This window comes from Martelella limonii (assembly GCF_013344475.1).
Lineage (GTDB): Bacteria > Pseudomonadota > Alphaproteobacteria > Rhizobiales > Rhizobiaceae > Martelella > Martelella limonii.
The window spans coordinates 14,765-27,882 of the sequence record NZ_JABUOU010000002.1; the positions used below are offsets into that span (position 1 = coordinate 14,765).

15 protein-coding genes are annotated in these 13,118 nt (G+C 61.1%); 12 read left to right on the forward strand and 3 right to left on the reverse strand.

Going from position 1 to position 13,118, the window contains the following annotated elements:
• Window positions 1–276 precede the first annotated feature (276 nt).
• The 4 genes from pnp to HPQ62_RS05240 all read left to right on the forward strand — a co-directional run bounded on the left by pnp (window position 277) and on the right by HPQ62_RS05240 (window position 5,038).
• Window positions 277–2,415 (forward strand): polyribonucleotide nucleotidyltransferase, encoded by a 2,139-nt coding sequence (gene pnp / locus HPQ62_RS05225; protein WP_174801476.1) that lies wholly within the window; start codon window positions 277–279, stop codon window positions 2,413–2,415.
• Window positions 2,416–2,492: 77 nt separating this feature from the next.
• Window positions 2,493–3,500, forward strand: coding sequence for a class I SAM-dependent methyltransferase (locus tag HPQ62_RS05230; protein WP_174801477.1), 1,008 nt, complete (start codon window positions 2,493–2,495; stop codon window positions 3,498–3,500).
• Entirely contained in the window at window positions 3,497–3,892 is a 396-nt protein-coding gene (locus HPQ62_RS05235; RefSeq protein WP_174801478.1) for a VOC family protein, read from the forward strand. The genes HPQ62_RS05230 and HPQ62_RS05235 overlap by 4 nt, the downstream gene beginning before the upstream one ends.
• Window positions 3,893–4,018: 126 nt before the next feature.
• Window positions 4,019–5,038 (forward strand): hypothetical protein, encoded by a 1,020-nt coding sequence (locus tag HPQ62_RS05240; RefSeq protein WP_174801479.1) that lies wholly within the window; start codon window positions 4,019–4,021, stop codon window positions 5,036–5,038.
• Between the two features lie 6 nt (window positions 5,039–5,044).
• On the opposite strand, the gene HPQ62_RS05245 is transcribed toward HPQ62_RS05240, so the two are convergent.
• Both HPQ62_RS05245 and HPQ62_RS05250 read right to left on the reverse strand, forming a co-directional pair.
• Complete coding sequence (locus HPQ62_RS05245; RefSeq protein WP_174801480.1) at window positions 5,045–5,251, reverse strand: DUF1737 domain-containing protein; 207 nt, start codon at window positions 5,249–5,251, stop codon at window positions 5,045–5,047.
• Entirely contained in the window at window positions 5,248–6,147 is a 900-nt protein-coding gene (locus HPQ62_RS05250) for an HpcH/HpaI aldolase/citrate lyase family protein (protein WP_174801481.1), read from the reverse strand. Before HPQ62_RS05250 ends, HPQ62_RS05245 begins: the two co-directional genes overlap by 4 nt.
• On the opposite strand from HPQ62_RS05250, the gene HPQ62_RS21025 reads away from it, so the two are divergent.
• From HPQ62_RS21025 to HPQ62_RS05285, 7 genes are all read left to right on the forward strand, one after another.
• Window positions 6,140–6,541, forward strand: a complete 402-nt coding sequence (locus tag HPQ62_RS21025; protein ID WP_244629574.1) for a hypothetical protein — start codon at window positions 6,140–6,142, stop codon at window positions 6,539–6,541. The genes HPQ62_RS05250 and HPQ62_RS21025 overlap by 8 nt on opposite strands.
• A gap of 158 nt (window positions 6,542–6,699) precedes the next feature.
• Window positions 6,700–7,305, forward strand: coding sequence for a 3-isopropylmalate dehydratase small subunit (leuD, locus tag HPQ62_RS05260; protein WP_174801482.1), 606 nt, complete (start codon window positions 6,700–6,702; stop codon window positions 7,303–7,305).
• Between the two features lie 125 nt (window positions 7,306–7,430).
• Complete coding sequence (locus HPQ62_RS05265; RefSeq protein WP_174801483.1) at window positions 7,431–8,075, forward strand: class I SAM-dependent methyltransferase; 645 nt, start codon at window positions 7,431–7,433, stop codon at window positions 8,073–8,075.
• A gap of 284 nt (window positions 8,076–8,359) precedes the next feature.
• The gene (gene sdhC / locus HPQ62_RS05270; RefSeq protein WP_174801484.1) at window positions 8,360–8,752 is read left to right on the forward strand and encodes a succinate dehydrogenase, cytochrome b556 subunit; all 393 of its coding nucleotides are present in this window, start codon (window positions 8,360–8,362) and stop codon (window positions 8,750–8,752) included.
• A gap of 10 nt (window positions 8,753–8,762) precedes the next feature.
• Entirely contained in the window at window positions 8,763–9,143 is a 381-nt protein-coding gene (gene sdhD, locus HPQ62_RS05275; protein ID WP_174801485.1) for a succinate dehydrogenase, hydrophobic membrane anchor protein, read from the forward strand.
• Between the two features lie 7 nt (window positions 9,144–9,150).
• Window positions 9,151–10,992: a succinate dehydrogenase flavoprotein subunit gene (sdhA, locus tag HPQ62_RS05280; protein ID WP_174801486.1), complete on the forward strand. Its 1,842-nt coding sequence runs from the start codon at window positions 9,151–9,153 to the stop codon at window positions 10,990–10,992.
• Window positions 10,993–11,008: 16 nt separating this feature from the next.
• Window positions 11,009–11,788, forward strand: coding sequence for a succinate dehydrogenase iron-sulfur subunit (locus tag HPQ62_RS05285; protein ID WP_174801487.1), 780 nt, complete (start codon window positions 11,009–11,011; stop codon window positions 11,786–11,788).
• 60 nt (window positions 11,789–11,848) lie between these two features.
• On the opposite strand, the gene HPQ62_RS05290 is transcribed toward HPQ62_RS05285, so the two are convergent.
• The gene (locus tag HPQ62_RS05290; protein WP_174801488.1) at window positions 11,849–12,154 is read right to left on the reverse strand and encodes a hypothetical protein; all 306 of its coding nucleotides are present in this window, start codon (window positions 12,152–12,154) and stop codon (window positions 11,849–11,851) included.
• A gap of 270 nt (window positions 12,155–12,424) precedes the next feature.
• Here HPQ62_RS05290 and HPQ62_RS05295 point away from each other — a divergent pair, with 270 nt between their 5' ends.
• Window positions 12,425–13,024: a protease inhibitor Inh/omp19 family protein gene (locus HPQ62_RS05295; protein ID WP_174801489.1), complete on the forward strand. Its 600-nt coding sequence runs from the start codon at window positions 12,425–12,427 to the stop codon at window positions 13,022–13,024.
• Window positions 13,025–13,118: the final 94 nt, after the last annotated feature.

Consider the following 13,118-nt stretch of genomic DNA (forward strand, 5'->3'; position numbering starts at 1 on the left):
TATCCGGCGGGCGTCTTACACGTCCGCCGTTTCCATTTGCGCTGCAAAGCGCCGGTTTTCCGCCGTGGCAGGCGGATAACCCGAAAAGGCAGCCCCGGAACGTCCGGCGCTGCATGCTGAAACGGACCTGTCATGGGGCAGGATTGCAGGTTGCTTCGCATTCCGGAAGCAGCGCGCTGTCTTGCCCGTGACGCGTCAGATGAAACGTGACGCCGTGGCTTCGACTTCCCTTTCAAAGGGAAGGGCGGGGCTGCAGCATTTGTTAGAGGACAAGACATGTTCAACACCCACAAAGTGGAAATCGAGTGGGCCGGCCGCACACTCAAGCTCGAGACCGGCAAGGTTGCCCGTCAGGCTGATGGCGCGGTTCTGGCCTCCTACGGCGAAACCACGGTTCTCGCCACCGTCGTCTCCGCCAAGACGCCGAAGCCGGGACAGGATTTCTTCCCGCTTACCGTCAACTACCAGGAAAAGACCTTTGCTGCCGGCAAGATCCCCGGCGGCTATTTCAAGCGCGAAGGCCGTCCGAGCGAAAACGAGACTCTCGTTTCCCGTCTGATCGACCGTCCGATCCGCCCGCTGTTCCCGGAAGGCTACAAGAACGACACCCAGGTGGTCGTCACCGTTCTCCAGCACGACCTCGAGAACAACCCGGACGTTCTGGCGATGGTCGCGACCTCGGCCGCGCTGACGCTTTCCGGCGTTCCCTTCATGGGCCCGATCGCCGGCGCGCGCGTCGGATACATCAACGGCGAATATGTGCTGAACCCGCATATCGACGAAATGCCTGAAACCGCGCTCGACCTCGTTGTCGCCGGCACGGGCGATGCTGTTCTGATGGTCGAATCGGAAGCCAAGGAACTCGACGAAGAGGTCATGCTCGGCGCCGTCATGTTCGGTCACAAGGGCTTCCAGCCGGTAATCGACGCGATCATCAAGCTTGCCGAAGTTGCCGCCAAGGAGCCGCGCGAATTCGAACCGGAAGATCATTCCGCGCTTGAATCCGACATGCTGTCCTTCATCGAAGGCGAGCTGCGCGATGCCTACAAGATCACCGAGAAGGCTGCCCGCTACGCCGCCGTCGACGCCGCCAAGGCGAAGGTGAAGGAGCGCTACACGCCGGCTGAAGGCGAGGAAGCCAAGTACACCGCCGAAGAAATCGGCGCCGTATTCAAGCATCTCCAGGCCAAGATCGTGCGCTGGAACATTCTCGACACCAAGAGCCGCATCGACGGCCGCGATCTCGAGACCGTCCGCCCGATCGTCTCGGAAGTCGGCATCTTGCCGCGTACCCATGGTTCGGCGCTGTTTACCCGCGGCGAAACCCAGGCGCTGGTCGTTGCCACGCTCGGCACCGGCGAAGACGAGCAGTATGTCGATGCGCTGACCGGCATGTACAAGGAACGCTTCCTGCTGCATTATAACTTCCCGCCCTATTCGGTCGGTGAAACCGGTCGCATGGGTTCCCCGGGCCGTCGCGAAATCGGCCACGGCAAGCTCGCATGGCGCGCGATCCGTCCGATGCTGCCCTCCGTCGAGCAGTTCCCCTACACGCTGCGCATCGTCTCCGAGATCACCGAATCCAACGGTTCGTCCTCGATGGCCACCGTTTGCGGTACCTCGCTGGCGCTGATGGATGCGGGCGTTCCGCTCGCTAAGCCGGTTGCCGGTATCGCCATGGGCCTGATCCTCGAAGGCGACCGTTTCGCGGTTCTCTCCGACATTCTCGGTGACGAGGACCACCTCGGCGACATGGACTTCAAGGTTGCCGGTACCGCCGAAGGCATCACCTCGCTGCAGATGGACATCAAGATCGCCGGTATCACCGAAGAGATCATGAAGGTTGCGCTCGGCCAGGCCCAGGGCGGCCGCAAGCACATCCTCGGCGAAATGTCCAAGGCCATCACCGAAGGCCGCGAGCAGCTCGGCGAATACGCACCGCGCATCGAGATGATGACGATTGCCGTCGACAAGATCCGCGACGTTATCGGTTCGGGCGGCAAGGTCATCCGCGAGATCGTCGAAAAGACCGGCGCCAAGATCAACATCGAGGACGATGGCACGATCAAGATCGCTTCGTCTTCCGGCAAGGAAATCGAAGCCGCCAAGAAGTGGATCCACTCGATCGTCGACGAGCCGGAACTGAACGCGATCTACGAAGGCACGGTCGTCAAGACCGCCGACTTCGGCGCCTTCGTCAACTTCTTCGGCCCGCGTGACGGTCTGGTCCACATCTCGCAGCTTGCTTCGGAACGCGTTGCCAAGACCACTGACGTGGTCAAGGAAGGCGACAAGGTCTGGGTCAAGCTCATCGGCTTCGATGAGCGCGGCAAGGTCAAGCTGTCGATGAAGGTCGTCGACCAGGAGACCGGCAAGGAAATCGAGCGCGGCTCCAAGAACGACGCTGCCGAATAAGGCGGCGTCAGTTCCAAGACGTAATATCCAGGGCGTGAGCAGGCTTTGCTCACGCCTTTTTTCCGACAGGTGAGATCATGGCCCGCGAAACGCTGAAAACAATCTTCCATCCCTTCGAAAGCGGTACCATCGCTATGCCCGAAGGCGGGCGCTGCCTGTTCCTGGGCGCTGAGCCCGGCTACCGCGTGCCGGAAGGTTTCCGCGCGGCGATCGAGGCGGTGCAGCCTTTCCGCCCGGATTTTGTCGGCCTCGAGCGCGCGCGTCAGTCGGTGACCCCGGAGGCGGGCGAGGGGCCTTACGACCTGACACTGATGCTCACCACCAAGCATCGCGGCGAGAATGAAAACCGCATCGTCGAGGCGCTGGAAAAGACCGTGCCCGGCGGGTACATCGTGATCGCCGGCACCAAGGAGGAGGGGATCCAGTCGCTGAGGAAGCGGCTTGGACATATCTTCTCCGATCTTCAATCCATGCCGAAATATCATGGCGTTGCCGTGTGGTTCACCCGACCCGACGATATTGCGGAGGCGGCTGCGAAGCTGTCGCATCCCACCGTGGAGATCGACGGCCGGTTCACCACCGTGCCGGGGCTGTTCTCGCATGACCGGATCGACGAGGGATCGCGCATTCTGGGCGAACGTCTGCCGGAGGATTTCTCGGGCCTTGCGGCGGATTTCGGCGCGGGCTGGGGCTATCTCTCTGCAATGCTTGCTGAACGCGCGCCGCGCGCCGAGGGCATCGATCTCTATGAGGCGGATTACCGGGCGCTCGCACGCGCCAAGGTCAATCTCGGCGGCGAAGACGGGCTCTATCGCTATTTCTGGCACGATCTCGCCGGCGAGAAGGTCAAGAACCGCTACGACCTCATCATCATGAACCCGCCCTTCCACATCGGCAAGGCGACCGAGGCGTCGCTCGGCAAGGCGCTGGTGAAGGCGGCCTGCGACGCGCTGAAGCCAGGCGGGCGCGTGCTGCTGGTTGCCAATCGCGGGCTGACCTATGAGCCGGTGCTTTCCGAAAACTGCAAGGCAAGCGGCGAGGAATACCGCAATGCCCGGTTCAAGATCCTCTGGGGTCGCAAGTGAGGTTCAACGCCCTCATTCCCGAACTCGGGGTGAGGGACCTCGGGGCAAGCCTCGAATTCTATGTCGGCCTGATCGGCTTTAGGGTCGCCTACGACCGGCCGGAAGAGGGCTTCGCCTTTCTCGAATGCGGACAGGCGCAACTGATGCTCGATACGATCGGACTGGGGCGCAGCGGTGACGATGCGTCCGGCAGGCTCGGCGGCGGGATCAACTTTCAGCTCGAGGTCGATGACCTCGATGCGATCATGCGCCGGCTTGAAGACGCCGGGTGGCCGATCGCGCTCGGCCCCGAGACCCGGTGCTACCGGACGCCCGAGGGCGACAGATGCCAGCGCCAGATCTGGGTGCGTGATCCGGACGGCTATCTGCTGCGCCCGTTTCAGGCCATCTGAGCCTTCGGCACGCATGCGGTGGCCGCTTGGCGGTAAAAGCCTGACGGGTAATATTCCAGACGATCCTGGGTTGTGATATCGAGCCTTCTTATGAGGTTCGGCAAGCCGCGCAGGAGGGCAGTGCCGGTGCGATGCGTTCTGCACATCGGTACGGAGAAGACGGGCACGACGCTTCTGCAGGAGTGGCTTTATCGCAACCGCGAAGCTTTGCACCGGCAGGGCGTTCATCTCAGCACACGGCTCGGCAACAAGAACAATTTCTACATCAGCGAATTCTTTCAGAGCGAGATCGATGATTGGGCGCGCGGAGCCGGGCTTTTCACGCTTGCCGACAAGGCGCATTTCTTCAGGAATTTCGAGGAAGCGATCTCGCAAGAGTTCCGCCGCGCCGCCGCCAGTTATGACGTCCTGCTGATCACGTCCGAATTTCTGCACAGCCGTCTCTCGCGGCGCGGGGATATTGCGCGGTTGGCGGATTTCCTGTCCGGTTTCTGCACGGAGATCGATGTGATCTGCTATTTCCGCGAGCAGAGCAGCATGGCGACGTCCCGCTACACCACAGAGCTTCTGCGCGACTGCATGCTGGAGCTCGACGATTTCCTGCGCGAAGACGCCAGGCCCGCCAACTATTATTATGATTTCAAAGCCATTGCCGACAACTGGAGCGCAGTCTTCGGCGCTGCGTCCTGTCATTTCAGGATCTATGACCGGGAGCGCTTCATCGGGCGGGATATCCGCACGGACTTTCTTGCGGCGCTCGGGGCCGGCGTTGATCCCGAGGCGCTCGACTACAGCGAGGTGCCGTGCAATCCGGCGCTCAAACGCCTTCAGGCTGAAGCCATGCTCGCCGTCAACCGGGCCATTCCCTACTTCATGCCGGGAACGCTCGAAGTCGACGCGCGCAATCTTAGGCTCAAACGTCAACTTCTCTGCCTCGAGGCTCTCCGCAAGGGCGTCCTGCGCTCTCCGTCAGCAGGCGACATTGCAGCACGATTTGGTGCGATCAACGAAGCCCTCTTCGATTGCCATTTCGACGGCGCGTATCTGTTTGCAGCCGTTGAAAATGAAGATCAGACCGGCATCGATCCGTGCGATGCAGGACTTGTCCGAGAGACCGTCGAGCGGCTTGTCGCGACAGTGCCGTAAAGCGGCCTACTGCTCGCCGAGCTTGATCGACGGATCATAGTCCTTGCCCTCGACCTCCTTGGTCACGGCCTGCCCGCAATAGGTCTTGCCGAGATTGGGGTCGAACACCAGCGAGGGCGAGCCGTGCAGGGCCCAGCCCTTGTTCAGGGCATCGGTGACGCGATGGCAGAAGGATGAATCATCCGGACCGGTGAGAAAGCGGTAGAGTTTCATGTGTCTTTTTCCTTGGTTTGAAGCGTGGCGAATTTCAAGAGCAGGGCTTCGGCCTGTTCCAGGTGCAGGCGTTCGACCATGCGGCCGTTGAGATTGACGACGTTGAGCCTCTCAGCGCCGGGGGCTGAGAAGGCGGCGACAATGGCGCGGGCCTCGGCAAGCGCTGCATCGGAGGGGCCGAAGTGATGATTGGCGGGCGCGATCTGGTTCGGGTGGATCAGCATCTTGCCGTCAAAGCCCATGGCGGCACCCTCGGCGCATTCTGCAGCATAGCCCTCGCTGTCGGCGAAATCATTGTAGACGCCGTCGATGACCTGAATGCCGCCGGCACGGGCGGCAAGCACCGTTTGCATCAGCCACGGGACCAGGTAGATGCGGCCCGCCGCGGGCGCGACGCCGGTTTCCGAGCGCAGGTCGTTGACGCCGACGATCAGGGCTTCCAGCCTTCCACCGGCCCTGGCGGACGAAAATGCGCCGGCAATGGCTGCGGCGTTCACAACGCCTTCCGCGGTTTCGATCATCGCCCAGAGCTTCATATCGCCGGCTGCAGCGTCTTGCTCCAGACGCGACACTGCAGTCGAAACGTGGCCGATCGTGCCGACCTTGGGCAGCACCACGGCATCCGGCCGGCAGGCAATCGCCGCTTCCATGTCTGCGCGCCCGTCTGCGGTGTCGAGCGGATTGATTCTGATGGCGGTGATGCCCGCCGGCCGATCATCGGCGTAAAGGCGTATCAGGTTCTCGCGTGCTTCTGCCTTCCGGTCGGGGGCGACGGCGTCTTCGAGATCATAGATGATGGCGTCTGCGGCAAGCGATTTCGCCTTTTCCAGCGCCCTTCGGTTGATCGCGGGGACACTCAGCAGTGAACGCCAAAATCTGTTGGCCGGCATGGACATATTCCTGACAATTTCGGGATTCACTAATTTCAATACTGGCTTGAAACAAGGTGTTCCAGAGTTTTCGTCCGCATTCAATGAGACAAATTGTTCGGTCCCTCTTGCGAAACCGCCCACGACGCGCCAAGTTATCAGCTGTGAAAGGAAATTGACGATGGAAAACATCCGCTCCGTTTTGATGGCAATTGTCGGCCTGGCCGCATTGGCCTTCGTGACCGTCTTTGCAGCCTCCATTGGACTTGCGCTGATTGGCGTGCTTGCCGTTGTTACCTGCGCGCGCATGGTGGCGTTCAAGCTCAATCATGCACCGGTTCCGGTTCGCACCCGTGAGGCGCGCCGCAATGATGGGATGCGCGTTTGGGATGATGGCCGCGGAAAGATCATCGATCTTTAAGCCGGTGCGTCTTTCATCAAGATCGCTCTTCAGGCAGCCCTTTCGGCTGCCTTTTGTTTTGTCCTTGTCCGTACCAAAAGGTACAGTTTTCCGTTGAAAGCTGCATCAATCCGCTATAGAGCGTTGGCGAGCTCAAAATTCACGTCGAGGAACTTCCTATGGAAAAATTTGTCAAGCTGACGGGTGTTGCCGCACCGCTTCCGGTGGTCAATGTCGACACCGACATGATCATTCCCAAGGATTACCTGAAGACGATCAAGCGCACCGGTCTCGGTTCCGGCCTGTTCGCCGAGGCGCGCTACAATGAGGACGGTACGGAAAACCCCGATTTCGTTCTGAACAAGCCCGCCTACCGCGACGCCAAGATCCTCGTCGCAGGCGACAATTTCGGCTGCGGCTCGTCGCGCGAGCATGCGCCGTGGGCACTTGCCGATTTCGGCATCCGCTGCGTGATCTCCACCAGCTTCGCCGACATCTTCTACAACAACTGCTTCAAGAACGGCATCCTGCCGATCGTCGTGTCGCCGGAAGAGCTGGAAAAGCTGATGGACGATGCTGAGCGCGGTTCGAACGCCGTACTGACCGTCGATCTGGAAACGCGGGAAATCACCGGCCCCGATGGCGGCAAGATCGCCTTCGAACTCGATGACTTCAAGCGTCACTGCCTGCTGAACGGTCTCGACGATATCTCGCTCACGCTTGAGAAGAGCGGCAATATCGCAAGCTATGAAACGAAGCTTGCCGCCGAGCGTCCCTGGGCCTGAGAAGGCTCCGTCCCCGCAGTGGCCTTTGCGCTGTGCGGACCGTGATGCGATGAATGATTTGATGGCGCTTCACGCCGGTCCGTTGAGAGGCTGGAGTGGGGCGCCTTTCTCTTGCGGGGTAGGCAATGAAGGATCCGCGTCGCTTCATTCTCGACAATACCGAAATCCTCAGCCCGCCGCATGTGCCGGAGATCCGGCTGAGGCTTGCAAGCGAGGTGCACGACCTGTGGGTGAAGACCGAAAGCGAGCTTGAGGAAATTGGCGTTCCGCCGCCGTTCTGGGCCTTTGCATGGGCGGGCGGTCAGGGGCTTGCCCGGTTCGTGCTCGATCATCCGGAAACGGTCGCCGGCAAACATGTGGTGGATTTCGCCACCGGTTCGGGGCTTGTCGGAATTGCCGCGGCCAAGGCTGGCGCGGCTTCCGTGCTTGCCGCCGATATCGACCCCTTCGCTGTTATCGCTGCCGCCATCAATGCGGAGCTGAACGGCGTTCCGCTCGCCATCACCCGCGACAACCTGATGAATACTGTCCCGGATTGCGACGTGCTTCTGGCGGGCGATGTATTCTACGATGCCGAGTGGGCCGGGCTTCTGCTGCCCTGGTTCTCTTTTCTTGCAGCTGGAGGCATCCGCATCGTGGTGGGCGATCCGGGGCGCGCCTATTGCCCGCGCGACCGGCTGCAGAAGCTTGCCGAATATCAGGTTCCGGTCACCCGCGTGCTGGAGGACAGCGAGGTCAAGCACACCGTGGTCTGGCAGTTTTCCGGTTGAGCGCGACTCACTAAACATGAGTTGAATGATCAAGTTAACTGATTGAAATTGCACGCGCCGGATGGACTTGTTGACAAAAGCATGCGATTTTCGGCGCCCGACAATCGGTCTTCTTCAATCCAGCCGCCGTCAAACCGATTAAATCGGAGCGGAGGGAGCGAATGGACTTGTCGCGGTCGTGCGTGGTGGCTAAACCACCGGGGAACATCGGCAAAATTCGACCATGGGTCGCGCGCTGCCGAACGCACACATGCCGCGTCATATGAACGCCCCGTGAGGTTTTGATGGCCAATCCGACCAGTAACCGGCCCCTGTCGCCGCATCTTCAAGTTTACCGGTTCATCCCGACCATGGCGATGTCGATCATTCATCGCATCACCGGCGCTGCGATGTATTTCGGCACCATCCTGCTTGCCGCCTGGCTGGTCTCTGCCGCCATGGGCAAGGATGCCTTTGATTGCGTCAGCTGGTTCCTCGGTTCCTGGCTCGGTTTGCTGATCCTGTTCGGCTACACCTGGGCGCTGGTCCATCACATGCTCGGCGGTCTGCGTCATTTCGCATGGGATCTCGGTCACGGGCTCGACAAGCATTTCACCACGAAAATGGCAATCGCACTGCCTTTCGTTTCGGTCGCCATCACGGTCCTTCTCTGGATCATCGGTCTTCTGGTCTGGTAAGGAGAGCACCATGGATATGCGCACACCGCTGAAAAAGGTTCGCGGCCTCGGTTCCTCCAAGGAGGGCACCCATCATTTCTGGATGCAGCGCATGACAGCGGTCGCCCTCGTGCCGCTCTTCATCCTGTTCATCATCTTCGTCATTTCCCATGTCGGCGCCTCGCATGAAGAGATGCTGGCAAGCCTCGCCAACCCCTTCATCGCCGTTCTGCTGGGGCTGATGGTGATTGCGGGCCTTGTCCACATGCGCATCGGCATGCAGGAAATCATCGAGGATTACATCCACGGCGAAGTGCTGAAGCTCTGCGCCCTGATGGCCAATACGTTCTTTACCGTTCTGATCGGCGGACTCTGTCTGTTCGCCATCCTGAAAATCGCGTTTGTAGGGTGACATTCTGATGGCTAATCCTTCTTCTCCCGCCGCCAATGGCAAGGCCTATGAATATGTCGACCACGCCTATGACGTGATCGTCGTCGGCGCCGGCGGCTCGGGCCTGCGCGCCACGCTCGGCATGGCCGAGCAGGGCTTCAAGACCGCTTGCATCACCAAGGTGTTCCCGACCCGCTCGCACACCGTTGCAGCCCAGGGCGGCATCGCCGCCTCGCTGCAGAACATGACGCCGGACTCGTGGCAGTGGCATCTCTACGATACCGTCAAGGGCTCCGACTGGCTCGGCGATGTCGACGCCATGCAGTATCTCGCCATGGAGGCCCCGCAGGCCGTCTATGAGCTCGAGCATTACGGTGTGCCGTTCTCCCGTAACGAGGAAGGCAAGATCTACCAGCGCCCGTTCGGCGGCCATATGCAGAATTACGGCGAAGGCCCGCCGGTGCAGCGCACCTGTGCTGCTGCCGACCGTACCGGTCACGCCATCCTGCACACGCTTTACGGCCAGTCGCTGAAGAACAATGCCGAATTCTTCATCGAGTATTTCGCGATCGACCTGATCATGAGCGATGACGGCGTCTGCACCGGCGTCGTTGCCTGGAACCTCGATGACGGCACGATCCACCGCTTCTCCGCCAAGATGGTGGTGCTGGCAACCGGCGGTTACGGTCGCGCCTATTTCTCCGCCACCTCCGCGCATACCTGCACGGGCGACGGCGCCGGCATGATCGCGCGCGCCGGCCTGCCGCTGCAGGACATGGAATTCGTGCAGTTCCACCCGACCGGCATTTACGGCGCAGGCTGCCTGATCACCGAGGGCGCCCGCGGCGAGGGCGGCTATCTGGTCAACTCCGAGGGCGAGCGCTTCATGGAGCGCTATGCGCCGTCCGCCAAGGATCTTGCCTCGCGCGACGTGGTTTCGCGCTGCATGACCATGGAAATCCGCGAAGGCCGCGGCGTGGGCAAGAACAAGGATCACATCTTCCTGCATCTCGACCATCTCGATCCGGCCGTGCTGCATGAGCGTCTTCCGGGCATCTCCGAGAGCGCCAAGATCTTCGCCGGCGTCGATGTAACCCGCGAGCCGATCCCGGTCCTGCCGACCGTCCACTACAATATGGGCGGCATTCCGACGAATTACTTCGGCGAAGTGCTGAACGCCGACAGCGACAACCCGGAACGGCTTTCGCCCGGTCTGATGGCCGTTGGCGAGGCGGGATGTGCCTCTGTGCACGGCGCCAACCGTCTCGGCTCCAACTCGCTGATCGACCTAGTGGTCTTCGGCCGCGCCGCCGCGATCCGTGCCGGCCAGGTGATCGACCGCGAGGCGCCGATCCCGGCGCTGAACGTTGCTGCCTGCGACAGGATCATGGCGCGGTTCGACAAGACCCGCCACGCCTCGGGTTCGCAGCCGACGGCGGTGCTGCGCGACAAGATGCAGCGCGCCATGCAGGAAGAGGCCGCCGTGTTCCGTACCCAGGAAACGCTGGAGGAAGGCTGCCGCCGGATTTCGGAAATCTGGAAGGAGCTGCCGGACGTCAAGGTCACCGACCGCTCGATGATCTGGAACTCCGACCTCGTCGAGACGCTGGAGCTGCAGAACCTGATGGCCTGCGCGATCACCACCGTCTACGGCGCCGAAGCCCGCAAGGAAAGCCGCGGCGCGCATGCCCGCGAGGACTATACGGGTGGCCCGTTCTCCGGCCGTGACGACGAGAACTGGCGCAAGCACACGCTGGCATGGGTGAGCGAGGAAGGCGACGTCAAGCTCGACTACCGCCCGGTCCACACCGACCTCATCGCTGATGGCATCGACCTCAAGAAGATCGCGCCCAAGGCGCGCGTCTACTGATCGAGAGGAACAGGAAATGGTTGAATTCACGCTTCCCAAGAACTCGAAGATCAAGACCGGCAAGACCTGGCCGAAGCCGGAGGGCGCCACCAATCTTCGCGAGTTCAAGATCTATCGCTGGAACCCGGATTCGGGCGAGAACCCGTCGATCGACACCTATTTCATCGATCTCGATGATTGCGGCCCGATGGTTCTCGATGCGCTTTTGTACATCAAGAACAACATCGACCCGACGCTGACGCTGCGCCGGTCCTGTCGCGAGGGCATCTGCGGTTCGTGCGCGATGAACATCGACGGCACCAACACGCTTGCCTGCACCAAGGGCATGGACGACATCAAGGGCGAGGTGAAGATCTACCCGCTGCCGCACATGCCGGTGGTCAAGGATCTGGTGCCGGACCTCAACAACTTCTACGCCCAGCACCGCTCGATCGAACCCTGGCTTCAGACCGTCTCGCCCACGCCTGCGAAGGAATGGAAGCAGAGCCATGAGGATCGGGTGAAGCTCGACGGTCTTTACGAGTGCATCCTCTGCGCCTGCTGCTCGACCTCGTGCCCGTCCTACTGGTGGAACGGCGACCGCTATCTCGGTCCGGCCGTGCTGCTGCAGGCCTATCGCTGGCTGATCGATAGCAGAGACGAGGCCACCGGCGAGCGGCTCGACAATCTGGAAGATCCCTTCCGGCTCTATCGCTGCCACACCATCATGAACTGCACCCAAGCCTGTCCGAAGGGCCTGAACCCGGCCAAGGCGATCGCCGGCATCAAGAAGATGATGGTCGAGCGCTCGGTCTGATCTCTGTTTTCGTCCGCCGCTGGTGAGAGCCGGCGGCGGACGCCTGTTTATCTTCCGCCATCACATTTGCAGGCATCTTTTGGCGTCCTTGGGACGCGGCCGGCCTGCTTCGAGATCGCTGAGCTTGGGGTTGTCGAACGGGTTGTAGGTATCATTGTCGCCGACCGCTATCGTGGCAGCCATTCTGCAGAAATACGTGTTCTCGCCGTTGGTGACCTCCCATCCCGGCAGGCCCGCCTTGTTCTTCATGAGCTTGCTGGTCTTGTAGTTCTGGGCAACCAGGTCCTCATAGTCCGCGCCACGCGTGGTGCAGGATGCGGTCGCGAGCGGCAGGATCAACAGGCTCAGGATAAGGGTTCTCTGCATATCATTTCCAATTTGTCTTGGTTTGCCTCGATCCACCTTAACCGCGCGATCTTGCAATACAACCTTTGAAGGAAGGGCCGAGATTTGCAATTGATCCGGTTCATGGTAACGCTTGAATTGATAGAGTTTCGCCCCATTTAGCGGAAACAGCGCCTTTTCGTTCTGCGCGTTTGTCGCTATCTAATGGGTAGCTTTCGAAAGCCTTGCGGTGGCGGCCCATCGTCATCCTGCGACATCAACCACATCTGCCAGCGGCAGCAGGAGGGAAATATGGTGGTTCAAAAAACATGGTTGGTTCTGGCGCTTGGCAGCGTTATCGCGCTCAGCGCATGTCAGCGCACGACCTATGATTATTCCCAGCCGGTGCCTCCGCCGCCGCAGCCGCTTGCGCCGGCCCCGACAGGTCAGGTTCAGAGCGGATCGCTTCCTCCGCCCGGCGGCGCATCTGCCTATCCCGGCACCACGACCGGAACCGCCATGCCTGGCGCCACCACGGATGGCGCGGTGTCGGCAAGCGCCTACCCGCCTGCGCCGGGTGTTGCCGAAACCCCGGGCGGCATGGGCAGCGTTGCGGCTCCTGCAGGCGCGATGGCGATTACGAATTCGGCGCTTGTCGGCAGCTGGAAGGTCAGCGAAGGCGGCGTGAACTGCGACATGTTCCTGACGCTGACCAATCTCGGCGAAGGCCTGCGCGGCGGTACGCGCGGCTGCACCGGCGGGCTTTCCGCCATGAAGTCCTGGGGCATCAACGGCGATCAGGTTGTCCTGAGCGATGCCAATGGCTATGCGATCGCGCGTCTTTACAAGACAGGCGATACCCGTATCGAAGGCACCAGCGGCTCCGGCCAGCAGGTGGTGCTGAGCCGCTGACGAGAAGGGCCCGCAAGGGCCCTTTTTTCTGATCCTCCAGCATAGCGCGCTCAAGGCGCTGCCTTGCACGCTCCCCTTCAAAATCGGAACTATC

Coding starts and splice junctions, on each gene's coding strand:
- pnp (WP_174801476.1), top strand. CDS start 277: ATGTTCAACACCCACAAAGTGGAAATCGAGTGGGCCGGCCGCACACTC.
- HPQ62_RS05230 (WP_174801477.1), top strand. CDS start 2,493: ATGGCCCGCGAAACGCTGAAAACAATCTTCCATCCCTTCGAAAGCGGT.
- HPQ62_RS05245 (WP_174801480.1), bottom strand. CDS start 5,251: ATGAAACTCTACCGCTTTCTCACCGGTCCGGATGATTCATCCTTCTGC.
- HPQ62_RS21025 (WP_244629574.1), top strand. CDS start 6,140: ATGGACATATTCCTGACAATTTCGGGATTCACTAATTTCAATACTGGC.
- HPQ62_RS05250 (WP_174801481.1), bottom strand. CDS start 6,147: ATGTCCATGCCGGCCAACAGATTTTGGCGTTCACTGCTGAGTGTCCCC.
- leuD (WP_174801482.1), top strand. CDS start 6,700: ATGGAAAAATTTGTCAAGCTGACGGGTGTTGCCGCACCGCTTCCGGTG.
- HPQ62_RS05265 (WP_174801483.1), top strand. CDS start 7,431: ATGAAGGATCCGCGTCGCTTCATTCTCGACAATACCGAAATCCTCAGC.
- sdhC (WP_174801484.1), top strand. CDS start 8,360: ATGGCCAATCCGACCAGTAACCGGCCCCTGTCGCCGCATCTTCAAGTT.
- sdhD (WP_174801485.1), top strand. CDS start 8,763: ATGGATATGCGCACACCGCTGAAAAAGGTTCGCGGCCTCGGTTCCTCC.
- sdhA (WP_174801486.1), top strand. CDS start 9,151: ATGGCTAATCCTTCTTCTCCCGCCGCCAATGGCAAGGCCTATGAATAT.
- HPQ62_RS05285 (WP_174801487.1), top strand. CDS start 11,009: ATGGTTGAATTCACGCTTCCCAAGAACTCGAAGATCAAGACCGGCAAG.
- HPQ62_RS05290 (WP_174801488.1), bottom strand. CDS start 12,154: ATGCAGAGAACCCTTATCCTGAGCCTGTTGATCCTGCCGCTCGCGACC.
- HPQ62_RS05295 (WP_174801489.1), top strand. CDS start 12,425: ATGGTGGTTCAAAAAACATGGTTGGTTCTGGCGCTTGGCAGCGTTATC.